The 24,549-nt window shown below is 76.5% G+C and carries 23 protein-coding genes; 12 read left to right on the forward strand and 11 right to left on the reverse strand.

Annotated features, from left to right (window positions below; genetic code table 11):
* Positions 1-7: 7 nt before the first annotated feature.
* The 3 genes from IEX99_RS14855 to IEX99_RS14865 all read right to left on the reverse strand — a co-directional run bounded on the left by IEX99_RS14855 (position 8) and on the right by IEX99_RS14865 (position 1,895).
* Positions 8-484: a PAS domain-containing protein gene (locus IEX99_RS14855; protein ID WP_188901634.1), complete on the reverse strand. Its 477-nt coding sequence runs from the start codon at positions 482-484 to the stop codon at positions 8-10.
* Between the two features lie 125 nt (positions 485-609).
* Positions 610-1,041, reverse strand: a complete 432-nt coding sequence (locus IEX99_RS14860) for a hypothetical protein (RefSeq protein ID WP_188901636.1) — start codon at positions 1,039-1,041, stop codon at positions 610-612.
* Entirely contained in the window at positions 1,038-1,895 is an 858-nt protein-coding gene (locus IEX99_RS14865) for an XdhC family protein (RefSeq protein WP_188901638.1), read from the reverse strand. Before IEX99_RS14865 ends, IEX99_RS14860 begins: the two co-directional genes overlap by 4 nt.
* A 74-nt stretch (positions 1,896-1,969) precedes the next feature.
* On the opposite strand from IEX99_RS14865, the gene IEX99_RS14870 reads away from it, so the two are divergent.
* From IEX99_RS14870 to putA, 4 genes are all read left to right on the forward strand, one after another.
* The gene (locus IEX99_RS14870; protein ID WP_268237498.1) at positions 1,970-2,650 is read left to right on the forward strand and encodes a LysR family transcriptional regulator; all 681 of its coding nucleotides are present in this window, start codon (positions 1,970-1,972) and stop codon (positions 2,648-2,650) included.
* Between the two features lie 493 nt (positions 2,651-3,143).
* Complete coding sequence (locus IEX99_RS14875; protein WP_188901640.1) at positions 3,144-4,364, forward strand: PAS domain-containing hybrid sensor histidine kinase/response regulator; 1,221 nt, start codon at positions 3,144-3,146, stop codon at positions 4,362-4,364.
* A 279-nt stretch (positions 4,365-4,643) separates the two neighbouring features.
* The gene (locus IEX99_RS14880) at positions 4,644-5,042 is read left to right on the forward strand and encodes a response regulator (RefSeq protein ID WP_229678051.1); all 399 of its coding nucleotides are present in this window, start codon (positions 4,644-4,646) and stop codon (positions 5,040-5,042) included.
* Positions 5,043-5,187: 145 nt separating this feature from the next.
* The gene (gene putA, locus IEX99_RS14885) at positions 5,188-8,295 is read left to right on the forward strand and encodes a bifunctional proline dehydrogenase/L-glutamate gamma-semialdehyde dehydrogenase PutA (protein ID WP_268237499.1); all 3,108 of its coding nucleotides are present in this window, start codon (positions 5,188-5,190) and stop codon (positions 8,293-8,295) included.
* Positions 8,296-8,304: 9 nt separating this feature from the next.
* Here putA and IEX99_RS14890 read toward each other — a convergent pair whose 3' ends face one another.
* The 4 genes from IEX99_RS14890 to IEX99_RS14905 form a co-directional block, all read right to left on the reverse strand.
* Positions 8,305-9,576, reverse strand: coding sequence for a CinA family nicotinamide mononucleotide deamidase-related protein (locus IEX99_RS14890; RefSeq protein WP_188901646.1), 1,272 nt, complete (start codon positions 9,574-9,576; stop codon positions 8,305-8,307).
* 9 nt (positions 9,577-9,585) lie between these two features.
* On the reverse strand, positions 9,586-10,524 hold the full coding sequence (locus IEX99_RS14895; RefSeq protein WP_188901648.1) for an LLM class flavin-dependent oxidoreductase: 939 nt from the start codon (positions 10,522-10,524) through the stop codon (positions 9,586-9,588).
* Between the two features lie 74 nt (positions 10,525-10,598).
* Positions 10,599-10,769, reverse strand: coding sequence for a hypothetical protein (locus IEX99_RS14900; protein ID WP_188901650.1), 171 nt, complete (start codon positions 10,767-10,769; stop codon positions 10,599-10,601).
* Positions 10,766-11,146, reverse strand: a complete 381-nt coding sequence (locus tag IEX99_RS14905; RefSeq protein ID WP_188901782.1) for a hypothetical protein — start codon at positions 11,144-11,146, stop codon at positions 10,766-10,768. Before IEX99_RS14905 ends, IEX99_RS14900 begins: the two co-directional genes overlap by 4 nt.
* Here IEX99_RS14905 and IEX99_RS14910 point away from each other — a divergent pair.
* The 3 genes from IEX99_RS14910 to IEX99_RS14920 all read left to right on the forward strand — a co-directional run bounded on the left by IEX99_RS14910 (position 11,145) and on the right by IEX99_RS14920 (position 14,472).
* A complete protein-coding gene (locus IEX99_RS14910; protein WP_188901652.1) occupies positions 11,145-11,768 on the forward strand; it encodes an amidohydrolase family protein in 624 nt (207 codons plus the stop codon). The genes IEX99_RS14905 and IEX99_RS14910 overlap by 2 nt on opposite strands.
* Positions 11,769-11,851: 83 nt before the next feature.
* Positions 11,852-12,679, forward strand: a complete 828-nt coding sequence (locus IEX99_RS14915) for a hypothetical protein (RefSeq protein WP_188901654.1) — start codon at positions 11,852-11,854, stop codon at positions 12,677-12,679.
* A gap of 956 nt (positions 12,680-13,635) precedes the next feature.
* Positions 13,636-14,472, forward strand: coding sequence for a LysM peptidoglycan-binding domain-containing protein (locus tag IEX99_RS14920; RefSeq protein ID WP_188901655.1), 837 nt, complete (start codon positions 13,636-13,638; stop codon positions 14,470-14,472).
* Here the strand turns inward: IEX99_RS14920 and IEX99_RS14925 are convergent.
* Entirely contained in the window at positions 14,421-14,936 is a 516-nt protein-coding gene (locus IEX99_RS14925) for a hypothetical protein (protein ID WP_188901657.1), read from the reverse strand. The genes IEX99_RS14920 and IEX99_RS14925 overlap by 52 nt on opposite strands.
* Before the next feature lie 47 nt (positions 14,937-14,983).
* Here IEX99_RS14925 and IEX99_RS14930 point away from each other — a divergent pair, with 47 nt between their 5' ends.
* From IEX99_RS14930 to IEX99_RS14945, 4 genes are all read left to right on the forward strand, one after another.
* A complete protein-coding gene (locus IEX99_RS14930; RefSeq protein ID WP_188901659.1) occupies positions 14,984-15,679 on the forward strand; it encodes a phosphatidylserine decarboxylase in 696 nt (231 codons plus the stop codon).
* A gap of 107 nt (positions 15,680-15,786) precedes the next feature.
* Positions 15,787-16,659, forward strand: coding sequence for a CDP-alcohol phosphatidyltransferase family protein (locus IEX99_RS14935; protein ID WP_188901774.1), 873 nt, complete (start codon positions 15,787-15,789; stop codon positions 16,657-16,659).
* A gap of 515 nt (positions 16,660-17,174) precedes the next feature.
* Positions 17,175-20,450 (forward strand): type ISP restriction/modification enzyme, encoded by a 3,276-nt coding sequence (locus IEX99_RS14940; protein ID WP_188901661.1) that lies wholly within the window; start codon positions 17,175-17,177, stop codon positions 20,448-20,450.
* The gene (locus tag IEX99_RS14945) at positions 20,425-20,700 is read left to right on the forward strand and encodes a hypothetical protein (protein ID WP_188901663.1); all 276 of its coding nucleotides are present in this window, start codon (positions 20,425-20,427) and stop codon (positions 20,698-20,700) included. The genes IEX99_RS14940 and IEX99_RS14945 overlap by 26 nt, the downstream gene beginning before the upstream one ends.
* A gap of 11 nt (positions 20,701-20,711) precedes the next feature.
* On the opposite strand, the gene IEX99_RS14950 is transcribed toward IEX99_RS14945, so the two are convergent.
* The 3 genes from IEX99_RS14950 to IEX99_RS14960 are packed head-to-tail and all read right to left on the reverse strand — an operon-like array spanning position 20,712 to position 23,538.
* Complete coding sequence (locus tag IEX99_RS14950; RefSeq protein WP_188901665.1) at positions 20,712-21,953, reverse strand: CaiB/BaiF CoA transferase family protein; 1,242 nt, start codon at positions 21,951-21,953, stop codon at positions 20,712-20,714.
* Positions 21,950-22,708 (reverse strand): CoA-transferase, encoded by a 759-nt coding sequence (locus tag IEX99_RS14955; RefSeq protein WP_188901667.1) that lies wholly within the window; start codon positions 22,706-22,708, stop codon positions 21,950-21,952. Before IEX99_RS14955 ends, IEX99_RS14950 begins: the two co-directional genes overlap by 4 nt.
* The gene (locus IEX99_RS14960) at positions 22,705-23,538 is read right to left on the reverse strand and encodes a CoA transferase subunit A (protein ID WP_188901669.1); all 834 of its coding nucleotides are present in this window, start codon (positions 23,536-23,538) and stop codon (positions 22,705-22,707) included. Before IEX99_RS14960 ends, IEX99_RS14955 begins: the two co-directional genes overlap by 4 nt.
* A gap of 377 nt (positions 23,539-23,915) precedes the next feature.
* Here IEX99_RS14960 and IEX99_RS14965 point away from each other — a divergent pair, with 377 nt between their 5' ends.
* Positions 23,916-24,359, forward strand: a complete 444-nt coding sequence (locus IEX99_RS14965) for a hypothetical protein (RefSeq protein ID WP_188901671.1) — start codon at positions 23,916-23,918, stop codon at positions 24,357-24,359.
* Positions 24,360-24,549 lie beyond the last annotated feature (190 nt).

Below are 24,549 nucleotides of genomic sequence, written 5' to 3' on the forward strand. Positions count from 1 at the left end.
ACCGGGATCAGCCGGAGGCGCTCGTCCCGGCCCCGCCGCGGAGCGCGGCAAGCTCGCGGCGCAGAGCCCGCAGCTCCTCGAAGCGCCGGGTCACGTCGCGCAGGATCGCGGCCATGCCCTCGATGCGGCCGTCGGGGCCGCGCAGCGGCACGATGGTGAACTCCAGCGAGACGCGGCTCCCATCCTTGCGCAGGCCGGGGACGGCGAGCAGGTCGCCCTCGCCGTAGCGACTCTCGCCGGTGTCCATGACCCGGCGGTAGCCGTCCCAGTGCCGCGCGCGCTGCGGCTCGGGGATGATGATGTCGAGCGGGCGGCCGAGCGCCTCGGCGGCGGAGAAGCCGAACAGGCGCTCGGCGCCCGGGTTCCAGAAGCGGATCGCGCCGTCGCGGTCGGCGAGCACGATCGCCTCGGCCCGCGTCCGGAGGAGGGCGCGGCCGAGGCGATCGAGTTCGGTCCCGGACAGCGGTGCCGCCCCTCCGCTCATCGCGCGGTCTCCTTCTCCCTCGGTGCCGCGCGCCCCGCGCGCGACGACCTCGCGCCCGGTCGCGATCGCGTCCATGGGCCCCGAGGCTGGCGCCGGGCGCGCACCTCCCGTCGGCTCGGCACGCTTCAGCCTCGGGGCGGTTGCGGCGGGTCGGGCGCCTGCCGGCCGCCGCCGGGTTCCAGCATCGCGAGCGCCGTCTCGACGTCGCGCCGCAGCGCCTCGTCCTGGAGGCGCGGCAGCGCCTCGCGGAGCCGGCGGACGAGGCGGTCGCCGGGCCGCGGCCGCTGTCCGGCCGGCGCCGCCGCCGGCCCGGGCGGCGTGGCGCCACCGAGCCGCTCCGCATGGCGCCGGAGCCGCGCGGGCAGGCCGGCGCCGTCCGGCAGGGCGGCGAGCAGCTCGGCCAGCAGCCCGCGCGCCTCGTCGCGGCCGAGATAGCCGAGATAGGAGGGGTCGAGCTCGTGCATGTAGCAGGGCGGCGAGCTGCACGAGACGACCGCGTTGGGGTCCTCCTCCGGCGGCGCCGGCGCGGGGCGCGCCCCGGATCCCCGCGCGCTCACGCCGGCGCGTCCGCGTGCCGCCGGGCCGCCGCGGGGCGCGCCTCGCCCCGCTCGGCCGCCGCAGCGCGCAGCGGCCCGCCGCTGCCGCCCCGGCGCAGCATCACGATCTCGCTCGCGACGGAGAGCGCGATCTCCTCCGGCGTCCGCGCGCCGAGGTCGAGGCCGGCCGGCGCGCGGATGCGCGCGAGCGCCGCCTCGTCGAAGCCCTCCGCGCGCAGGTGGTCGAGCACCAGGCCCGCGCGCTTGCGGCTGGCGACGATCGCGACGTAGCCCGCCGGCGAGCGGAGCGCGCGCGCCGCCGAGAGGTGATCGCCCTTGTGCTGCGTCGCGATCACCACGGCGTCCCCGGCTTCCGGCGCGAGGCGCGCATAGTCGTAGTCGTCGCCGATGATCTCCTCGGCGTCGGGGAAGCGCGCGGGGTCCGGCGCGGGCGCGTCGTCGACGACGACGCGGAAGCCGAGCGTGGCGGCGAAGCGGGACAGGGTCTCCGCGACGCGCCCGTGGCCGAGGATCCAGAGGGTCGGACGGGGCAGCACGGGTTCGACGAAGACGCGCATCGAGCCTCCGCAGGGCATGCCGGTGCCGAGCACCTCGTCGTTGAGGTCGAGCCCGATGACGCGGGGCTCGCCGCTCCGCAGGCAGTCGAGCGCGGTCTCGCGCACCGCCGATTCCGCGCAGCCGCCGCCGACCCAGCCGGCGAGCAGCGTGCCGTCGCGCCCGATCAGCGCCTTCGCGCCGGGCCGCGCGGAGGCCGAGCCCTCGGTCTCGACCACGGTGGCGAGCGCATAGGGCTCGCGCCGCGCGCGCAGCGTCGTCATCAGGTCCAGCAGATCCGTCGGTTCCGTGCCCGCCATGCCGATGCGCCTCTCCCGAGGCGGAATCTCGGGCCGGCTCGGTCAGCGGACAAGCCAAATCCATTGCGGGATGGCTGCGCGCCCGCACCTTCCCCGCCATCCCCGCCGCCGGGGGCTTCGCGCGCGCCGCCGAGCGGCTCGGGGTGAGCCAGACGACGGTGAGCGTCCGCGTGCGGTCGCCGGAGGCGCAGCTCCGGCGCCCGCTCTTCGCGCGCAGCAAGGCCGGGGCCACGCCCACCCCGGCGGGGGAGCGGTTCCTGCACCAGGCGCCGGCGCTGGTGCAGCTCTGGGAGAGGGCGCGGCAGCAGGTGGCGGTGCCGCCCGGGCAGCGGGCGCCGCTCGCGGTCGGGGTGGAGCCGAGCCTGTCGGACCCGCTCCTGCTGCGCTGGCTGCTCCGGATGCGGCGCTCGTTGCCGGACGTGGCGTTGCGGGCGCAGCTGGGACCGCCGGACGATCTCATGGGCCAGATGGCGGAGGGCATCCTGGACATCGCGGTGCTCTACGCGCCGCGCTGCCGGGCCGGACTCGCGGTCGAGCTGCTGGCCGAGGAGCGCCTGGTCATGGTGACGACGCCGGCGGCGGCCGGCGCCGAGCCGCCCGGCCACGTGCACGGGGACTGGGGCGCGGAACTCGCGGTGCGGGCGGGCGGATGCGGTCCTGCATGTCGGCGGCTTCGCGCCGCTCGGCCTCGCCTACATCCTGGAGGCCGGGGGGCGCGGGTATTTCCGCCTCGGGGCGGTCCGGCCGCATCTTGAGAGCGGCAGGCTGGCGCTGGTTCCCGGCGCGCCCGAATTCGCCCATCCCGCCTATGCGCTCCATCGCGGATCGGCCGGCGATGCCGGCCTGATACGAACGGCGCTGGCGGGACTGCGGCGGGTGGCGCGGCCCGGAGGGGCGGAACGGGGCGGGGCGTGGCGACCGCGTGGCGTGCCGACCCCGGCCGCGATGCGGCGACGGGCGGAACCAGGCGATAGGGCGGGCGCAGCCGTCAGGTGTGCCCCGATGGCGTCATAATTGCGTGAAATTTGCCGCATTGCGGCATCGGCATGCACGGCCGGGCCAGCGACGCGGTATCTCTCTCGCCCCCGCAGCACGGGATCGGACGGGCGACCGACCGGCCCAGGAGCCATGAACGAGGTCCCTCTCGCCGCGGCGAACCGCACCGGATCCCTCCCCGAGCCGGCCGCCGACGCTCCCGGCATCCCCCCCGGCGCGCCGTGCCTGCACCCTCCGATCCGGGACGTTCCGGTGCCGATGCATGCGGTCACGCCGGACGGCCGCCTCATCGAGGTGAGCGAGGACTGGGTCCGGCTGTTCGGCGTCTCTCGCGAGGCGGCGCTCGGGCGCTGCTTCTCGGACTTCCTCGACCCGCCTTCCGCCGCCCGCTACCGCGCGGCCGCCGCAGAGGGGCGCGACGACCCGCCCCGGCCCGGCGAACCCGCCGCCGACGAGGTGCGGGAGGCCGAGTACCGCGTCCTCGCCCGGTCCGGCGCACACCGCGACGTCATCCTGCGCGAACGGCCCGAGCGCGATGCCGGGGGGCGGCTGCTGTGCCGCCTCGGCGTCCTCGTCGACGTCACGGAGCGCAACCGCACCGAGCAGGCACGGTGGCATGCGCGGAAGATGGAGGCGCTCGGCCGGCTCACCACCGGCATCGCGCACGACTTCAACAACCTGCTCCAGGTGATCTTCGGCAATCTCCGGCTGCTGGAGCGGCGCCTGGCGGAAGGCGCGGCGGGCGAGGCGCTCCGCCTCCCGATCTCCGGCGCGCTGCTGGCGGCGCAGCGGGGCGGGCGGCTGACGCACCAGTTGCTCGCCTTCGCGCGGCGCGGCCACCTCGATCCGGCGACGGTGGACGTGAACGCCCGCCTCGGCGGGCCGACGGGCGCGCTGCTGCGCCATGCCCTCGGCGGGCGGACGCGCCTGGCCTTGAGGCTCGAGGAGGGCCTGTGGCCCGCCCGCGTGGACCCTTCGCAGCTCGACGTCGCCCTGCTCAACCTCGCGGTGAACGCGCGGGAGGCGATGGCCGGCCGGGACGGGGGCACGCTGGTCGTGGAGACGGCAGGGGTGCGGCTGCGCCCCGGCGACGACCGCCTCGTGGACGGCGCACATGCCGCGGCGCGCGAGGCGACCGGCGCCGGCCTGGCGGGCCCGGCCGAGGAGCCGCTGGCGCCGGGCGACTACGTGCGGATCGCCGTGACGGACACCGGCCCGGGCATGCCGCCCGAGGTCCTCGCCCACGCCTTCGAGCCCTTCTTCACCACCAAGGAGGTGGGCGAGGGCTCCGGGCTCGGGCTCAGCCAGGTGCACGGCTTCGCCCGCCAGTCGGGCGGCGCGGTACGCATCCGCAGCGCGCCGGGCGAGGGGACGACCGTCTACCTCTATCTCCCGCGGGCGGACACGGCCCCGGGGCGCGCCGCGGCCGGCGATGCCTCCGGCGAGGCGCCGCGCGCCCGGGCGAAGCCCTGAGCGCGGCCGAACCGGCCACCCTCCGACACAAGAGCGTGAGCCTGCCGCTCGTGCCGACGCGCCGCTGGAATGGTCCGCCGCCTCGGCATGCCGTCAGGCTGCCCGCCATCGCCGCCACGCACCGCGCCTGCCGGATGCCGCGCGGCGCCGTCCCCGTATGTGCGGGGCTGGACAGACCGCGGCGGGAGTGCATGGTAGCTGCGCCTCCGTGCGCTGCGCAGGGGGCCTGACTCGATCGCCGAGGCCGATGCCGTCCTGTGCCAGGGGAGAGGCATGGCCATGCTGGTGGGCGTTCGCATTCTCGTCGTCGAGGACGAGGCGCTGGTGGCCCTGATGGTGGAGGATGCCCTCCGCGACGCGGGCGCGGAGGTGCTCTGCGCCTACACGGTCGAGGAGGCGCTGAGGCTCCTCGGCGGCGAGGAGGGCGCCGGGCTGGATGCGGCGGTGCTCGATCTCTCGCTTGCCGGCGAGGGGGCGGCGCCGGTGGCCGAGGCGCTGCGGAAGCGCGGCATCCCCTTCCTGATCGCCACCGGCTACGGCGACGCGCAGCAGAACGCCGCGGGCGGCGCGACGGCGGGCGCGCCCGTGCTGTGCAAGCCCTTCGAGCCCGAGGCGCTGGTCGCCACCATCGCGACGTTGGTGGCGCCGGACCGGCAGCCCCTGCGCACCGGCACCTGAAGGCGGAGGGGCGCCAGGCGCGCGGCCGGCGGGCCGCGCCAGCGGGATGCGCGGCGCGAGCGCCGACGCCATCTGTCCTCCGTCTCCCTGTCCGCGGGCGGCCGCGCCCGCCGCGGGGTCACCCAACGCGGAGGCCGCCATGCCCATGCCCGTCGCCCCCGGAGCCGCCGAGGACCGCGCTGAGATGCGCCGGCTGCATCGGCTGGACGAGGCCGAGGCGCTGGCGCCGCTGCTGCGCGCCGCCGCGCTGCCGCCCGAGAGGGGACGCCGCGTGCACATGCGGGCGCTGGAGCTGGTGCGGCACGCCCGCGCGGCGCACCGCCCCGGGGCCGACGTGTCGGTCTTCCTCGCCGAGTTCGGGCTCGACACGCCGGAGGGGGTGGCGCTGCTCTGCCTCGCCGAGGCGCTGCTGCGCATCCCCGACGCCGCGACCCAGGACGCGCTGATCGAGGCGACGCTCGGCGGGGCGGACTGGCAGGCCCATCTCGGCCATGCGGACAGCCTGGCGGTGAACGCCTCGACCTTCGCCTTCATGCTCAGCGGGCGCGTGCTCGGGCTCGAGGAGAGCCGCGCCGTGCCCGGGGCGATCGGGCGCATCGTGAAGCGGCTGGGCGAGCCGGTGATCCGCGCCGCGCTGCGCCACGGCATGCGGGTGCTCGCGCGCCAGTTCGTCATGGGCCGCACGATCGCCGAGGCGCTGGGTCGCGCCGGCGACACCGACGGCCGCCGCTGGCGCTACTCCTTCGACATGCTGGGCGAGGCGGCGCGGACGGCGGCCGACGCCGCCCGCTACTTCGACGCGTACCGGGAGGCGATCGGCGCGGTCGGGCAGGCCTCGGCGGGCCGCGGTCCGGTGGAGGGCCACGGCGTCTCGGTGAAGCTCTCGGCGCTGCACCCGCGCTACGAGGCGCTGCAGGCCGACCGCTGCGTGCCGGCGCTGGTCGGCGCGCTGACGGCGCTGGCGCGGGATGCGAAGGCGCAGGACATCGGGCTGACGGTGGACGCCGAGGAGGCGGAGCGGCTCGAGATCTCGCTCGATGTCTTCGCGGCGGTGCGCGCGGATCCTGCGCTCGACGGCTGGGAGGGTCTCGGCCTCGCCATCCAGGCCTACCAGAAGCGGGCGCCGGCGGTGGTGGAGTGGACCGCCGCCCTGGCGCGCCGCACCGGCCATGCGATCCCGGCGCGGCTGGTGAAGGGCGCCTACTGGGACACGGAGATCAAGCAGACGCAGGTGCAGGGGCTGCCGGACTATCCCGTGTTCACGCGCAAGGCGGCGACCGACGTCTCCTGGCTGGCCTGCGCGCGGCGGATGCTGGAGCTGCGGGACGCGCTGCGCCCGGCCTTCGCGACGCACAACGCGCACAGCCTCGCCTACGTGCTGGAGCTCTCCAGCGGGGTGGGGATCGAGGCGCAGCGCCTGCACGGCATGGGCGAGGCGCTCTACGAGCGCGTCGTGGCGCGTGGCGAGGCGCCGGTGCGGGTCTATGCGCCGGTCGGCTCGCACGAGGACCTGCTCGCCTATCTCGTGCGCCGGCTGCTGGAGAACGGGGCCAACACCTCCTTCGTCCACCGCCTGGTGGACGCGGAGGTGCCGGAGGAGGCGATCGTCGCCGACCCGGTGGAGGCCGCCCGCGCCGGACCGGCGCGCCATCCACGCATTCCGCTGCCGGCGGCGCTGTACCACCCGGATCGGCGCAATTCGCGGGGGCTCGACCTCGCCGATCCGGCGGTGCGGGAGCCGGCGCTGGCGGCGGTGCGCGCGGCCGCGGCGCGGGACTGGAGCGACGCGGCGCAGCGGCGCGGTCCGTCGCGCGAGGTGCGGAGCCCGGCGGACCGGGCGGCGCTGGTGGGAACGGTGCGGGAGGCCGGTCCGGCCGACCTCGACGCCGCGCTCGCCGCCGCCGCCGCCGCCTGGCGCGGCTGGGACGCGCGCGGCGGCGCGGCGCGCGCGGCGGTGCTGGAGCGCGCGGCCGACCTGATCGAGGCGCACCGCTTCGAGTTCCTGGCGCTGCTGGCGCGCGAGGCCGGCAAGACGCTCCCGGACGGCCATGCCGAGGTGCGCGAGGCGGCGGATTTCTGCCGCTGGTACGCGGCCCGCGCGCGCGAGTGGTTCGGCCCCCCGCGCGAGCTGGCGGGCCCGACGGGCGAGCGCAACACCTGGGCGCTCGCGGGCCGCGGCGTGTTCGCCTGCATCAGCCCGTGGAACTTCCCGCTGGCGATCTTCACGGGGCAGGTCGCCGCGGCGCTCGCCGCCGGCAACGCGGTGGCGGCGAAGCCCGCGGAGCAGACGCCGCTGGTCGCCGCCCTCGCCGTGCGCCTGCTGCACGAGGCGGGCGTGCCGCGCGAGGTGCTGCACCTGCTGCCGGGCGACGGGCCCTCGGTCGGCGCGCCGCTGGTCGCCGATCCGCGCGTGGCGGGAGTCGCCTTCACCGGCGGCACGGAGACGGCGCAGGCGATCGCGCGCTCGCTCGCGGCGCGGCCGGGGCCGCTCGTGCCGCTGATCGCCGAGACCGGCGGGATCAACGCCATGGTGGTGGACAGCAGCGCGCTGCCGGAGCAGGCGGTGCAGGACGCGCTGACCTCCGCCTTCGGCTCGGCCGGGCAGCGCTGCTCGGCGCTGCGCGTGCTCTGCGTGCAGGAGGAGATCGCCGACCGGGTGCTGGGGATGCTGGCGGGCGCGGCGGCGGAGCTCAGGGTGGGCGACCCGCTGGACCCGGCGACCGATGTCGGCCCGGTGATCGACGAGGAGGCGCGGGAGGGGCTGGAGGCCTGGTGCCGCGGCCTCGCCACGGCGCCGCTGTTCGAGGTGCCGGTGCCGCCGGACGTGGCGCGCCGCGGCACCTTCTTCGCCCCGCGCGCCTATGCGCTGCCCTCCGTGCGCGCGCTGACGCGGGAGGTGTTCGGCCCGGTGCTGCACGTGGTGCGCTGGCGCGGCGGCGCGCTCGACGCGCTGCTGGACGACATCGCGGCCAGCGGCTTCGCCCTGACCCTCGGCGTGCACAGCCGGATCGAGTCCGTGCAGCGCCGCGTCGCGGAGCGGCTCAGGGTCGGCAACACCTACGTGAACCGCAACCAGATCGGCGCGGTGGTGGGGGTGCAGCCCTTCGGCGGGCACGGGCTCTCCGGCACCGGGCCGAAGGCGGGCGGGCCGGTGACGCTGATCCGCTTCGCGACCGAGCTGACGGTGAGCGTCAACACCGCGGCCACCGGCGGCAACGCCTCGCTGCTGGCGCTGGACGCGGGCGGGGTGTAGCGGCGGGCCTCAGCGCCGCTCGAAGTCTATCGGCTCGTCGGTCGGGAGGCCGGAGAGCAGGCGGCGCAGGCAGTCGAGGCCGAGCTCGGCGGCGCCGAGGCGGATCCACTCGCGTCCGCCGAGCAGCCGCGCCTCCCGGGCCACCGTGGCGCCGCCCTCGCCGGCGATGCCGATGCAGACGGTCCCGCCGAGCTCGCGGCGGTCCTCGCCCGGATCGAGCGCGGTGAGGACGGCGAGGGCGTGGCTCGCCCCGCTCGCCGCCCGCAGCGCGGCGGCGGCGGCGTGCGCGGCGGCGGGCGAGACCTCCCCGGCGCCCCCGCGGAGGCCGAGCGCCTCGCGGAGCCGCGCGAGGTCGGGCGCCGCGACGCCGCGCAGGAACACGCCCTCGGCGGCGGGCAGCGGCGCGAGCCGCGCGGCGATGCCGCCCGCGGTCAGCATCTCCGCCACCGCCAGCGTGCCGCCGCGCGCGCGCAGCGCGCCGAGCAGCACGCCCTCGAGCGTGGCATCGTCCTCGGCGACGATGAAATTGCCGAGCCGGCGCCGCACCTCCTCGGCCACCGGCGCGAGGCGCGCCTCCACCTCCGCCGCGTCGGCGCCGCGCGCGGCGAGCTTGGTCTCGAGCTGCGGGTAGTGCGACTGGAAGCCGAGCTTCACGCCGCCGCCCGGCCCCGCCAGCGCCTCGACGCCCGCCAGCATCTGGTCGGCGCGCGATTCGCCGATGCCGAAGGAGTGGAAGCGCTTGAGGCGCGTCACGCCCGGCATGCCGCTCATCGCGAGCAGGCGGGGGATGATCTGCTCGTCGAGCATCCGCCGCATCTCGCGCGGCACGCCGGGGGTGAAGAAGAAGCGCGCGCCGCCGATGGTGACGGCGAAGCCGCAGGCGGTGCCGATCGGGTTGTCTATGAACTCCGCGCCCGCGGGCAGCATCGCCTGCTTGCGGTTGTTGGGCGGCATGGCGCGGTTGCGGCGGCGGTAGAACTCCTCCATGCGCGCGAGCCAGGGCTCGTGCAGCACGAGGTCCACCCCGGCGGCCTGGGCGGCGACCTCCTGCGACAGGTCGTCCACCGTCGGGCCGAGGCCGCCGTTGACGATCACCGCCTCCGCCCGTGCCGCCGCCTGGCGGAAGGCGGCGAGCAGCGCCGCGCGGTCGTCGCCGACCGTGGTGCCCCAGGAGGCGGAGAGGCCGACCTCCTCCAGCCGGCGGGCGATGTGGCTGTAGTTGGTGTTGACGGTCTTGCCGGTGAGGATCTCGTCGCCGGTGCAGAGGATCTCGATGCGCATGGGTGCTCCTCAGTGGGCGAGGGTGGCGCCGATGCCGGCGAGCGCTTCCATGTGCCGCTCCTGCTCGCCGGCGAAGCGCAGGACGAGGTGGGTCGCGCCGGCGGCGACGAAGCCCTGCAGCCACGCGCGCGCGCCGGAGAGCGGGCCGGCGTAGCAGGCCTGCTTCTTGCGCATCGCGTCGGGGCGCTGGCCGTAGTAGGCGGCGAGGAAGGCGTCGAGGCGCGCCTCGGCCCGCGCCGCGTCCTCGTCCACGGCCAGCGTCAGGTAGGCGGCGCCGGTCAGCGCCTCGGGGTCGCGCCCGGCCTCGCGCGCGACGGCCCGCATCCGCGTCCAGGTCGCGGCGTAGTCCTGCGGGCTCGGCCCGTTGGGGAACCAGCCGTCGAAGTGGCGGCCGACGCGCTCGACCGTCGCCGGCACCGAGCCGGCGAGCCAGATCGGCGGGCCGCCGGGGCGGTGCGGGGTCGGGCCGAGCACGCCCTGGCGCACGGTCCAGCGGCCGTCCCAGTCCACCGGCTCGCCGCGCCAGAGCGCGCGGCAGAGGCGCAGCCCCTCCAGCATCCGCGCGGCGCGCCTCTCGAAGGGCACGCCGGCGGCCTCGAACTCGGCGCGGATGTTCGGCACGTCGGAGGCGACGCCGACGCCGAGGATGAGGCGCCCCTCGGCGATGCGGTCGAGGGTCGCGACCTGGTGCGCCAGGATGACCGGGTTGCGCAGCGCCGGCAGCAGCACGGCGGTGCCGAGCGCGACCCGGCGCGTGCGCGCCGCGGCGGCGGCGAGCAGGGTGAAGGGCTCGTGCCGCGGGCGGGCGAGGAGGGAGTCGCCGACCCAGACGGAATCGTAGCCGAGCGCCTCGGCGCGCTCGGCGAGCGCGAGCAGCGGCGCGGCCTCGTGCCGGCCGGCCATGACGCTCTCGCGCGTCGGCACGAGGTATCCGATGCGAACCGCCATGCTGGTCCTCCGGTCGGGACGGCCCGTCGCGCGCGGGCGCCGCGATGCTACCGCCGCTCCGCGCGGCGGCAAGGCTACCCGGGATTCATCCCGGCGGCGCGCACCGCCTCGTCGGCGAGGGCGCCCAGGGCGACGGTCAGCCCGGCGATCATCGAGTCGTTCAGCGCGTTGCGGTGCGCCGCGTTGTCGAGCCGTAGCAGCGCGACGCCGTCCTCGCGCCGCTCCTCGCGGACCGCGCCGCTCACACCACGCCTTCGCGCCGGAGGGCGGCGATCGCCTCGGGGCCGAGGCCGAGTTCCTGCGACAGGATCTCCTCCGTGTGCTCGCCGAGATCGGGCGGTCGGCCGCCCGGCCGCTCGCGCGCTTCGCGACGCCGGAGACCCAGGCGCTGAACCGCCAGCAGGAGGTCGAGCGGCGCGAGGTCGCGACGAGGGTCGAGCCGCGGCTGCGCGACCTCGACGCCGCCGGCATCGACCTCCAGGTCGTCGCGCCGGTGCCGCCGCAGTGCTACGTCACGCTGCGGCCGGAGCACGCGGTGCCGGCGATCCGCCTGGGGAACGACGGCGTCGCCGCCTGCGTCGCGCAGCGCCCGGACCGCTTCGTCGGCCTCGGCACCGTGCATGCAGGAGCCGGCGGAGGCGGTGCGCGAGCTCGAGCGTTGCATGGGTCCGCTCGGCTTCAAGGGCGTGCAGGTGCTCACCGACGTCGCGGGGCGGGAGCCGTCGGAGCCCGACTTCGCGCCGTTCTGGGCGGCGGCGGAGCGCCTCGGCGCGCTGGTCATGCTGCACCCCAACGGATTCACCGAGGGTGTGCGCTTCCGCCGCTTCTACTTCGGCAACGTCATCGGCAACCCCTTGGACACCACGGTCGCGCTGCACTACCTGGTCTTCGACGGCGTCCTGGAACGCCACCCGGCGCCGAATCTCCTGGCGGTGCATGGCGGCGGGTTCCTGCCGGCCTATTCCGGGCGGATGGACCACGCCTGGGGCGCGCGCGGGAACCTGCCGAAGCCGCCGAGCCACTATCTGCGCCGGGTGCACTTCGACACCATCGTCTTCACGCCGCACCAGCTCGAATACCTCGTGCGCGTCTTCGGCAAGGAGCGGGTCCTGATGGGCACGGACTACCCTTATGACATGGCGGAGTCCGATCCCCTCGGGCATATCGGCGCGGTCGAGGGCTTCGACGCGGCGACGCGCGCTGCCATCGCCGGCGGCAACGCGCGACGGCTGCTCGGGCTGTAAGGAGCCGGCCGGCGCCGGCACCGGACGACGCGCGGCGTCGCCGCGCTAGGCTGCGGCGCCGCCACCGGGGCACCATGCGGCGCATGCTGGACACCCTCATCGAGTCGCTCGGGCTCGGTGCCCTCTGGCCGTGGCGGGCGGCGCTGGCAGCCGGTGCGGCGGCGCTGGCGTGGGGCGTGGCGCTGCGCGCGCCCGGCGGCCGGGCGGCCGGCGCGGCGGCGGGCGTCGGTCTCGCGGTCGGCTGGCTGATGGCGCTGCCGCTGCTGATCGCGGCGAGCCCGCGCCAACTCATCGAGCGCCTGCTGCCGCTGGTGCTCGCCGCCCTCGCCCTGGGCGCGGCGGCGACGATGCTGCGCGCCGCCTGGCCGCGCCTGGTGCAGACCCTGCTGCCGGTGCTCGGGGCCGTCGCGGCGCTCGGCTGCGGCTGGTGGATGGCCGGGACGCCGCTGACCGAGGCCGATCTCCGGCGCGCCGCGCCGGTCGGGCTGGGCGTGGCGCTCGCCGCCGGGCTGGCGCTGTGGCGCCTGCGCGACGGGTGGTGGGCGGCGGCGGCGGCGGCGGCCCTCGCGGCCGGCCTGTGGGCCGGGCGTGCGGCGGCGGGGCCGGGAATGCTGCTGGCGGGCGCGGCGCTGCTGGCCGCGGTGGGCGCGCTGGTCGCGGGCGCGGGCTTCGGGCTGGCGTCGCGCGCCGCGCTGGCGCTCGGTCTCGCCGCGCTGGCCGCGCTGCCGGTGATCGCTCGCGGCGCGGTGGCGGATTGGGCGGCGGCGGTCGCGCCGGCGCTCGCGCTGGCGTTCGGTCCGGCGCTCGGGGCACGGCTGCCGGGGCGGCGCGCGGGGCCGGCGATCGGCTGGGCGGCGGCGGCGGCGCCGGCGGTGCTCGCCGCGGCGGTCGCGGCCTCGCGATTGTCCTGACGTCGCGATTTCCTTGACAATGGCCTTGCGGTGACGCGCCGGCCGGACCTAGTTACGCAACCATGGCAACGCTCGCTCCGGCGCGCTGGGTATTGCTCGGCCTAGGCGGCGGCGCCGTCCTGGCGGGAGCGTACCTGTTCGCGCCGGATCTCTGGCATGCCGTGACCGCGCCGGAGGCGGAGGGCGTGGCCGCGACGGCGCCGCGGTCACCGCCCGCCGGTCCTTCGCCGGTGCCACTGCCGCCGCGCGACGAGCCGCGCGCCCGGCCGTCCGCGGCGCCCTCCGCCCCGACCGAACGAGCGGGTTCGCGGTCCGCCTCGGCGGGCGCGACGGGAGCGCCGGCCGTGGGGGCGACGGTGCCCGCCGCGCCTGCGGCAGGCGCCGGCGCGACCGCTCCGGCGGCGCCGGCGCCGCAGGAACCGCCGCGCTTCGACGTGGTGCGCATCGGCGCGCGCGGGACCGCGGTGGTGGCCGGGCGCGCGCGGCCCGGGGCGGAGGTGGTGCTGGTGCTCGACGGCGCGCAGGAGATCGGACGCGCGCGGGCGGATGTGCGCGGCGAGTGGGTGATCCTGCCTGCCGAACCGCTCGCCCCCGGGGCGCGCGAACTGAGCCTGCGCGCGCGTCACGCAGGCGAAGAAACCGCCGGTCCCGACACTGTGGTCGTCCTGGTGCCGGATCCGGCCCCGCTCGAGGTCGCGGCGGCACCGCGGCAGCGGCACGCCGCCGCGCCGCAGCACCGGGCGACGCAACCCGGCGGAAGCACGCAGTCGGCGGAGCCGCGGCAGGCCGATGCGCCATCCCTTCCTTCGCCATCGCAGCCCGTCGCGCCGCGGGATGCGGCCGCGGCTCCGGCTGCCGCCGCGGCGGCCGAACCCGGTCGCGCCGCCGCCGCCGATGTCGGCCCCGCCGCGCCGCCGCGCGCCGCTGCGGACCTTGCGGCGACCGCGGCGCGCCCGATGCCCGCGCCAGCCCCGGATGAGCGGACCGCCGCGCCGGCGACACCGTTCGCCGTGCTGCTGCCGCCTCCGCTTCCGCTCGCGCCGGCACCCGATGCCGCAGCCGGGGGGCGCGGGGCGGCGGAGATCCCGGCCCTGCCGCGCGTGCTTCAGGCGCCGCCACCCGGCGGGTCCGCAGCCCCCGAGACCGCCGCCGCGCAGCCGGCGCCGCGCGCCGCGCCGTCTGCGGCGAGGCTGGCGCTGGAGGCGGTCGAGTACGACGATTCCGGCGCCATGCGTTTCGCCGGGACCGCGCCGCCGGGCGCGGTGGTGCGAGTCTACGTGGGCCAGCGCCACGCCGGCGACACGCGCGCCGACGCGGCGGGACGCTGGGTGTTCACGCCCGCCGAGCCGCCGAGCTACGGCGTGCACACGCTGCGGCTCGACCAGATCGCCGCCTCCGGCTCGGTCGCGGCGCGCATCGAGCTGCCGTTCCAGCGCGACCGGCTGCCCGCATCGGCGTTCGCGGCCCCCGCCGCGCCGCCGGCGGCGCCGACGGAAACGGCCGCCGCCGCGGCGCCGCGCGAGTCGACCGCGCCGGGCGACGCAGCGAGCGGCGCGCCGACCTCCGCCACCGTCCCGCGGGCCGGACGGCTGATCGTGCAGCCGGGCCACAACCTGTGGCGCATCGCGCGCGAGACCTATGGTCAGGGCGTGCGCTACACGATCATCTACCAGGCCAACCGCGACCAGATCCGCGATCCGGACCTGATCTATCCGGGCCAGATCTTCACGCTGCCGGCGCCTCATCCGCAGGCATCCCCGGCGACGCCCGCGGACTCCAGCCGGTCCAGATAGGGATCGAGGGTCAGGGCGAATCGCACCATCGCCGCGACCAGTCCGGTCGCCGTCGCCGGCGCGGCGAGCCGCGTCCGCGCCTCGATCCGCACGCGGTGATCGGGGGTGAGGGCGAGCCGCCAGCCGCCCGGGAGGGCCCGCTGGACGGCGCCGAGCGCGGCGAAGGCGGCGCTTCGCCGCGCCGCGCCGTCCGGCTCGGCGGTCGAGGGGATGCGCGCGGCGATCGCCGCGAGCCGCAGCTCCGACGCCGCGTCGAGGCGGGCCTCGCACGGCCTGCCGCGCCAGGCGAAACGCAGGCGGGGCGGATCCTGCCCGGGGGCGCGGGGCGCCAGGACGCCATCCTCGCCGACCGCGAAGGGCCCGAGGGTCAGAGCCGTCGCCGCGGGCGCGGCGGCGGGAAGCGGAGCGGCGTCCCGCGGCGGCGCGAACCCGCCGTCAGGCGGTGCACCTGCTGGAATCGGCATGCGCCAAGGGTTGTGCGGGAGTGGTGAACGCACCATAACCGCCGCCCATGGCGCTCGGCGATACCCTGCGGCTGGTGCTGGCTCCGCCGCATCCGGCCGGCCATCCCTTCATTGCGATCGGCGTCGCGGCCATGCTGCTCGGCTGGCTGCTGCTCGGCGACTGGCTGGTGTGGCTCGGCCTGCTCTTCACCCTGTTCTGCCTCTACTTCTTCCGCGATCCGGAACGCGTGCCGCCGCCCCGGCCGGGAGTGATCCTGGCCCCCGCCGACGGCAAGGTGGTCTCCATCGTGCCCGCCGTCCCGCCGGCGGAGCTGGGCCTCGGCGAGGCGACGCGCTGGCGGGTGGCGATCTTCCTCTCGGTCCTCGACGTGCACGTGAACCGCGTGCCGGCGGACGGCACCGTCACCCGCATCGCCTACCGCCACGGCGCCTTCCTCAACGCGAGCCTCGACAAGGCCTCGGAGGAGAACGAGCGCAACGCCATCGCGATGGTGCTGCCCGACGGCCGCGACCTGGCGGTGGTGCAGATCGCGGGGCTGATCGCGCGGCGCATCGTCTGCGGGCTTCGCGAGGGCGACGCGGTTCAGGCCGGCGCGCGGTTCGGGATCATCCGCTTCGGCAGCCGCACCGACCTCTACCTGCCCGAGGGGGTGCGGCCGCTGGTCGCGGAAGGGCAGACCATGATCGGCGGCGAGACGGTGATCGCCGAGCTCGGCCCCGGGAGGGGCGGGGGCGGGCCGTGAGCGGCGGCGGGCCGGAGGATCGCGGCGCGCACGCGCCGCCGCGCGGGCGCCCGGAGGGCGGGACCTACGAGGGTCTCGCGCGCCGCGGCAGCGCCGGGATCCGCCGGCTGCGCCGCCGCTTCCGCCCGCGCACGCGCCCGCGGTTCGAGGGCCAGAGCTTCAACCGCCTGATCCCCAACATCCTCACCCTGATCGCGCTCTGCGCCGGGCTGACGGCGATCCGCTTCGCGCTCGACGGGCGGTGGGAGCCGGCGGCGGGCCTGATCGTCTTCGCCGCGGCGCTCGACGGCATCGACGGACGGCTGGCGCGGCTGCTCAAGGTCACCTCGCGCTTCGGGGCGGAATTCGACAGCCTCTCCGACTTCCTCTCCTTCGGCGTGGCGCCGGCGCTGCTGCTCTATCTCTGGACCATGCACGAGGGGCGGGGCCTCGGCTTCGCGCCCTGCCTGCTGTTCGCGGTGTGCAGCGCGCTCAGGCTCGCGCGCTTCAACGCCTCGCTCGACGCGCCGGGGCCGGTGCCGCTGACCGGGCCGCCGCCGAAGCCGGCCTACGCCCAGAGCTTCTTCACCGGCGTCCCCGCCCCGGCCGGGGCGGGGCTCGCGCTGTTCCCGCTGTTCGCGGCGCTGGCGCTGAACGGCTGGAACATGCCCGTGCTCGCCGAGGCGATGCGGCACCCGCTCTTCGTCGGGACGGTGCTGGTGGTCGTCGCCGCGCTGATGGTGAGCACGCTGCCGACCTGGAGCTTCAAGAACTTCAAGGTACCGCGCGAGCTGGTGCTGCCGCTCTTGCTCGGCGTCGGCATCTTCGCCGCCTTCCTGGTCACCGATCCGTGGGCGGCGCTGGCGCTCGGCGGACTGATCTACGCGGGCATGCTGCCCTTCTCGGTGCGGAGCTACCGGCGGCTGAAGCGCGAGGCGGAGGCGATGCTGGAGCCGGTGGTGGTCCCCTCGTCGGAGCACGCGGGCGGCGGCGCGCCCTGACGCCACGTCGCGCGCGGCGCGGCGGGCCACGCGCCTCCCATCCTCGGCATGGCGCGACGCCGGACGGCGGCGCCAGCGTGCGATGCCGAATCCGCGTTGCGCGATGCGGCGCGCCAATTCGAGGAAGGGAGGCAATGACGGGAATGGCCCGGATCGGGAGCCGGCCGACGGCCGTCGCGATCGGCATCGCGGTGGCGACGGCGCGTCTCGCCGGGCGGGCCGCGGCGCCGGCGCCGGCCGCGGGTAGGGCGCGGCCGCTATCTCGTGGAGAGCGTCGCCGGCTGCGGCAATGGCCACACGCCGAAGCCGCCGGTCGGCGGACTGCCAGGCCGGAACCTCGCCGGCGGCATGATGTTGAACGAGCCGCCCTTCCGCGCCGTCGCCTCCAACGCACGCCCGACCCGGAGACGGGGATCGGCCGCCGGACCGGCGCGCAGATCGTCCGGGCGGTCACGCGGGGAATCCCGGCCGACGTTCGGCTGTTCCCGCCGATGGGCTTCCCCTAATACGCGCGGATGAGCGAGCGGGATCTGCATAGCAGCACCATGGTCCACGAGCCGCTGATCGCATATGCCCGTGAGGTGCGCCTGGACCGGCGCGCCAACCGCGGTGGCGCGGGCGACGGCACGGGGCTCGAGCTGCTTCTCGCGCCGCGCTTCAAGGCGCTGATCGAGGCCGTGCTGGCCTCGCGCATGCCGGCGGCGCCGCGCGTGCTGCCGGAGTACGAACGCCAGGGCATAGGCCGGCCGGACATCGCCTTCGCGCGGCCAGGCGCGCCCGCCCGCGCCTTCATCGAGCTGAAGGAGCCGGGCAAGCCTCTCGACCCGCGGCGGCTGCGCGGCCACGACGCGGACCAGTTCCGCCGCTTCCGCGAGCTGCCGCTGTGGGGCCTCTGCAATTTCCACACGCTGCACCTCTACCGGCGCGACGCGCTGCTCGACGAGGCGGTGATCCTGCCCGCGGCGGCGCTCGACCCCGCGACCGCGGACGCGGCGGCGGAGCGGCTGATCCGCCGCACCGATCCGGCCGCCTTCCTGCGCGTGCTCGACGCGCTGGCGCTGGCCGGCCCGGTCGCGCCGCGCAGCGCGGCGGAGGTGGCGGAGGCGCTGGCGCAGGCGGCGCGGCTGGTGCGCGCCGTGGTCGCCGACCAGTGCCGCGCCGGCGCGCCGGCCGATCTCGCCGCCGTGCGCGACGAGTTCCGCGAGACCCTGTTCGCCCACGCCGCCGCCGGGGGCTACGACGAATCGGACGAGACGGCGCTGTTCGCCAACGCCTTCGCCCAGACCCTCGCCTTCGGCCTGCTGCTGGCGCGCGAGGCGAGCCGGGCGGACCTCGACCGCGACGCCTACCGCCGGCTGCCCGAGGGGGCCTATCCGCTGCTGCGCGCGACGCTGCGGGCGCTGACGCAGGACGAGATCCTCGATCTGCTCGGCGCCGCCTTCGACGTGGTGCTGGACACGGTGAACGCGGTGGACACCGACCTGCTCAGGCCGCGCGCCGGGCACGACCCGATCCTCTACTTCTACGAGGACTTCCTCTCCGTCTTCGACCCGGAGGCGAAGAAGCGGCACGGCGTGTTCTTCACCCCCGTCCCCGTGGTGCGCTTCATGGTCGCCGCGACGGATCGGGCGCTGCGCGAGGCGCTCGGCACGCGCGGCCTGCTCGATCCCGCCGTGCTGCTGCTCGACCCGGCCTGCGGCACCGGGACCTTCCTGGTCGCCGCCGCGGCACGCGGGATGGAGGCGGCGCGCGCCGAATACGGCGAGGGCGCGGTGCCCGCCGAGATGGCGGCGCTCGCCGCCCGGCTGCACGGATTCGAGCTGCTGGTCGGCCCCTACACGGTGGCGCACTACCGCATGCTGCGCGAGGTGGCGGCGAACGGGGTGGCGCCCGCGCGGCGCCTGCCGATCTTCCTCGCCGACACGCTGGCGCCACCCTCCGGCGCGCGGGGGGTGACGCCGCGCCTCGGCCTGCTGGCCCGGCCGATCGTCGCCGAGCGCCAGGCGGCGGACGAGCTCAAGCGGAGCACGCCGATCATCGCCATCCTCGGCAACCCGCCCTACCGCCGGCTCGCGGAGGGCGAGGAGCGGGCGCTGGTCGCGGGCTGGGACAACGGCTTCTGGGAGGACCTGAAGGCGCCGGTGCGCGCGGCCGGCTGGGGCGGGGAGCTCAACACCTTCCCCGACCTCTACGTCGCCTTCTGGCGCTGGTGCCTGTGGAAGCTGTTCGAGAGCGACGGCGCGCCGGGGCGGGGCGTGCTGTGCCTGATCACCAACCGCACCTTCCTCGCCGGGCACCCCTATGCGGGGCTGCGGCGGATGCTGCGCCGGCGCTTCGACCGGATCGAGATCGTGGACCTGCGAGGCGATTCGCGCGGCGCGCGGCCGGCGGGGGTGGAGGAGGACGAGTGCGTCTTCGCCATCCAGGCCGGCGTGTGCGTGGTGACCGCGGTGGCGACCGGCGCGCCGCGCGCCCCGGGGGCGGAGGCGCGGGTGCGCTACGCCGACGTGTGGCGCCACGGCGCCTTCACGGCGCGCGACAAGCTCGCGCTGCTGGAGCGGGCGCGCGGGCAGGCGGGGACGCTGCACTTCGTCGCGATCGCGCGGGGCGGCCTGGCGGATTTCGTGCCGGCGGGGTTCGAGGGGCTGGACTGGCCGGCGCTGCCGGAGGTGTTCGGGTTCCGGTCGTCGGGTGTGCAGACGAAGCGGGATGCCGTGGTCTATGCCTTCGCCGACGCGACCCTGCACCAGCGCATGACCGAGATCGCCACGGCGCCCGAGGATGAGGCGAAGCGCCTTTTCCACGAGACGCGGGACCGCACGGTGGGGCCGGCCCGAGGGGTGGGGTGGGCGCCGTCGGCCGTGCGGGATGCGGCCTACCGCCCCCTCGACCGGCGGCGCCTCCATGATCGCCGCGAGTTCATCGATTTTCCGCGCCCCGCTCTCGCCGAAGCGTGGGGCGCCTCGAACGTCTGCCTTTACGCCCTCCCTGCCGGCACCGGCGCCGGACCGGCCGTCTGGATTCACGGGCTGCTGCCGGACTATCACGCCTTCCGCGGCAGCTACGGCGGCTATGCCTTCCCGCTGTGGGACCGCCGCCGCGGCGCCACCGCGCACAACCTCAACCCCGCCCTGCTCGCCGGCCTCGCCGCCGCCTACGGCGCGCCGGTCACGCCCGAAGCCGCCTTCGACGCCATCACGGCGCTGCTCTCGGCCACCTCCTACACGCGCCGCTTCGCCTGGGACCTGGAGGAGGCCTTCGCCCACATCCCCTTCCCGGCGGAGGCCGACGCCTTCGCCGAGGCCGCGCGCCTCGGCGCCGCCATCCGCGAGGTCGAGACCTTCGCGCGCGCGCCCGGCACCGCCTTCCGCTCCGCCCGCCTGCTCGGCCGGGCGAGCGGCGTCACCCTCGCCGTCCCGCCCATCGCGCGCGCCTTCCTCGACGCCGGCGACGGCACCGGCTTCGTGCCGCTGCAGGAGGACCAGTCGCTGCGCCTCGCCCGGCTGCCCGAACGGGTGTGGGCGTTCGCGGTCAGCGGCTACCGCGTGCTGCCCCGCTGGCTCGCCGCCCGCCAGGGGGAGGCGCTGGACGCGGCGCTGCAACGCGCGATCCTCGACGTCGCGTGGCGCATCGAGGAACTCCTGCACCTGTTCGACGCTGCGGATGCGGTGCTCGCCCGGGCGCTGGAACGGCCCCTGACCCGTGCGGCGCTCGGCCTGTCGCCGCCTGGAACACCGCCGGCCGCCGGCGTAGAAGAGGAGGGCGATGACGAACGCGACTCGACAGCCTGACCTGTTCGCCGGCCAGCCTCCCGCGGACCAGGAATTCACGCCGGAGCGCATGGCCCCCGTGGTGCGCCCGCGCCTCGCCGCGCTGCTCGCCGAGGCGCGCGCCGCCGAGCGTCTGCCCTGGGACGCGCGGACGGCGGCGGTGAACGCGGTCGTGTTCCACCAGATGGCGCGCTGGCTGCCGGAGGCGGAGCGCGACCGGCTGCGCGCCGAATTCCGCGCCGAGCTGGCGCGCCTCGGCGCGCAGGCGTAGCGCGGCGGCAGCTACTTCCGCCGCCGCTCCACCACCACCCCCGCGCGCGCCAGCGCCTCGATCTCCGCCTCGGAGAAGCCGTGGCGCGCCAGCACCTCGCGCCCGTGCTCGTTGAAGCGCGGCGGGGCCGAGCGCGCCCCGCCCGGGGTGCGGGAGAGCTTGATCGGCGTGCCGAGCGCCCGGTACCAGCCGATCTCCGCCACCATCTCGCGGTGCGCCGTGTGCGGCGCGGCCATCGCCTCGTCCACGTGCAGCACCGGGCCGGCGGGGAGGCCGGCCTCGAGCATGCGCCGCGTCAGCTCGTGCCCGTCCTCCCCGGCGAAGCGGCGCTCCAGGATCTCGGTCAGCGCGGCGCGGTTGGCGACGCGCGCGCCGTTGGTGGCGAAGCGCGGGTCGCGCGCCACCTCCGGCATGCCGAGGAACTCGCACAGCCTGCGGAAGGCCGGGTCGTTGCCGGCGGCGATGAAGATCTCGCAGGTCCGGGTGCGGAACTTGGAGTAGGGGACGAGGTTCGGGTGCGGGTTGCCGGTCGGCACCGGCCGCTTGCCGGAGAGGAAGTAGTTGGCGGCGTGCGGGTGCAGCAGCGCCATGCCGCAGTCGTGCAGCGTCATGTCGCAGAACTGGCCGCGGCCGGAGCGCTCGCGCTCGTGCAGCGCCATCAGGATGGCGATGGCGCTGTAGAGGCCGGTGGCGAGGTCCACCACCGGGTTGCCGAGCCGGGTCGGGCCGGAGGTCTCGGTGCCGTTGATGGACATCAGCCCGGTCATCGCCTGCAGGATGGCGTCGTAGCCGGGAAACCCGCCCAGGGGGCCGTCGGCGCCGAAGCCGGAGACGCGGCAATGGATCAGGCGCGGGAAGCGGCGCGAGAGCACCTCCTCGTAGCCGAGGCCCCACTTCTCCATGCTGCCGGGCTTGAAGTTCTCGATCAGCACGTCGGCGCCCTCGAGCAGGCGCAGCAGCACCTCGCGCCCGGCGGGCTTCGAGAGGTCGAGGCCGACGCTGCGCTTGTTGCGGTTGACGCCGAGGAAGTAGCTGGCGTCGCCCTCGTGGAAGGGCGGGCCCCAATCGCGCGTCTCGTCGCCCTGGGGCGGCTCGAGCTTGATCACCTCGGCGCCGTGGTCGGCGAGGATCATGGTGCAGTAGGGGCCGCCGAGCACGCGGGTGAGGTCGATCACCTTCAGCCCGGCGAGCGCGCCCGCGGACTTGGCGAGGCCCTTGCCCTGTGCGGCGGCGGCGGGAGGCGCGTCGGTCATGCGGCGGATTTCCTGTCGAACACGCGGGCGCAGAACTCGGGGTAGGGCTCCAGCATCGCCTCGCGCACCGGGCCGCGCAGCAGGGCGAGTTCCTGCTCGGTCGGCTCGGGCGTGGGGGGCACGTGCGCGGGGATGTCGAAGTCGAAGCCGGTCGCGGCGCGGACGCTCTCCACCGTCTCGCCCGGGTGCAGGCTCAGCAGGGAGAAGCGCGCGCGCCCGGGGTGGAAGCGGAAGACGCAGCGCCCCGTCACCAGCGCCTGCGCCGTGCCGCGGCGGTACACGCCGGGCGGCGAGACGCCGGGGGCGGAGACGAGGTCCACGCGCGGCACCAGCACGCGCGGGGAGTGCTCCTCGCGGAACAGGATGGTGCGCGGGGTGAGGAAGTACATGAGGGCGCTGCCGAAGCTGCCCGGGAAGCGCGCCTCGCGGCCCGGCCATTCGCCGGTGCCGATCAGGTTGATGTTCGCCTGCCCGTCGATCTGCCCGCCGCCGAGGAAGAACAGGTCTATGCGTCCCTGGCCGGCGAGGTCGAACAGCTCGCGCGAGCCCTCCGAGAACGGGTTGGCGGTGCGGCGCTGCTGCAGCGAGACGCGCAGGGGGTGGCCGAGCGCGCGCACCAGGAAGCAGGCGGCGGCCGGGATCGGCGAGGCGGCGCCGATCGCCACGTGCCGCGCGGGCGGCGCCTCGGGATCGAGGACCAGGCGGGCGATGGCGACGGCCAGCCGCTCCTCGGGGCGGATCGCGGCGGCGCTCATGCGGCGGCTGCCGCGGGGGCGCCGGCGAGGACGTAGCGGGCGCAGTACTCGCGGAAGCCCTCCTCGGTGCGCGCGAGGCGCGCGTACTCGGCGACATGCGCCCCGTCCGGCGCGTAGGCGTCGAGCAGGCCGCAGGGCCAGGCGCCGCGCTCCGCGACCGCGACCGCCTCGACGTAGAGCGCGCTGATGACGCCGGGGGCGAGGCGCTCGTCCGCGAGCAGGTTGCCCGCGACGACGCGCTCGACGGTGACGAGGGCGCGGCGGGCGGCGTGGGCGGCGGTGGCGATCTCGCGCCGGCGGCCGACCCAGACGTTGCCCTCGGCGTCGGCCATGGCGGCGTGGAAGATCGCGATGTCGGGCTGCAGGGCGGGCAGGAGGACGATCGGGTCCTCCGCGCCGGGCGGGGCGAAGGGGTTGGGCGCGACCTTCCAGTCCGGCCGGCGGGCGAGGATGTCGCTACCGATCAGGCCGCGCAGCGGCATGAAGGGGACGCCCTTCTCGGCCGCCTGCAGCATGGTGTGGATGGCGGGGCAGGTGGCGTCGCGCAGGCGCAGCGTGCCGGCGCGGACGGCGGCGGTGAAACGGGGGGCGAAGCCGGCCTCGCCGAGGGTGACGGCGCTGGTCTCGACCTCGGCGACGCAGCCGGCGCCGATCAGGAGGTCGGCGGAATAGCCGAGGATCGGCACGCCGAGCAGGCGCAGGCCGCGCGCGCCGCGGCGCACCAGGGCGCGGGCGAGGGCGGAGGAGGGCAGGGAGTAGTCCGGCGGCAGCGCCACCAGGGCGCCGTCCGGCACCTGGGCCGCCATCGCCTCGAGGGTGATCGGTGTCATCTGGGGACGCGCCTTCGCCTGATCGGAGGTCAGCGGTTTCTACGCGCTGCCGACGTGTCCGCGAAGAGGCCGGGGGGCGAAGGCGTTCGCCGCGCCGCGTGCCAGGGTCGGGTGGGCGGTGCCCTGTCCCGTCACGCATCGAAGGTCCGCACGTCCGGCTCCGGCCGTGGCCGCGAGGCGGATCTCGCCCGTTCGCGGCGACCCGGCGGCGATGCGCCGCGCGGCTGGCCCGGGAGGGCTGGGCGCGGCGGGTGGGTGTGGCAGCGTTAACGCAGATGGTATGTTCCTAACCGCGGGTTGCACAGCAACCGGTTCCAATGGGCATCGAACCGCGTTATTGTTCCGATTGGTCTAATTTCCTCGCTGGGGACTCCCCTATGGTTGCGCCCACCCCCCTCGGGCTCCGCTCGGGAATCGCCGCGGCTCTCCTCGCGATTGCCCTGCCGGCGTCGGCCGCCACCGTCTCCACCTCCTGGGTGTCGCTGACCAACAACAACCAGGAGGAATGCCTGGCCGTCGGGCTTGCCGCGGTCCAGGCGCTCGGCTTCCGCGGCACGGTTTCGGGCGACCGCCAGGCGATCTTCGGCTGGCGCAACGACGAGACGCTGACCGTGCGCTGCATCGCCACCCACGAACTGGCCGTGGTCTTCGCCTACACCCACGACCGCAACGCCGACAGCGGGCCGCTGGTGGAGCGGGTCGCCGCCTACTACCGCGCCCGCGCCGCCGAGGCCGCCCGCGCCGCCGCCGACCAGCGCTGGTTCACCATCCAGCAGGGGGGCGGCCAGCGCTACGGCGAGGCCGGATTCGGCGGGCGCTGACGCGCCTGGCGCCGCGATCCGCGCAGCGGCGCCGGCATCGCTCCGGGGGCCAGCGATCCGCCGGCAGGACCGGAGTGGTCCGCTCGCGTGCGACCGGCCCCGGCGCCGTTCGGCCCTGCGCATGCCGGCGCCTTCCGGATCGTGCGGATCGGTGCGGCGGCGTCAGGGCCGGAATGCGAGGGCGGCGAGG

Origin of the sequence: Caldovatus sediminis (assembly GCF_014644455.1) — a bacterium.
GTDB classification, from domain to species: domain Bacteria; phylum Pseudomonadota; class Alphaproteobacteria; order Acetobacterales; family Acetobacteraceae; genus Caldovatus; species Caldovatus sediminis.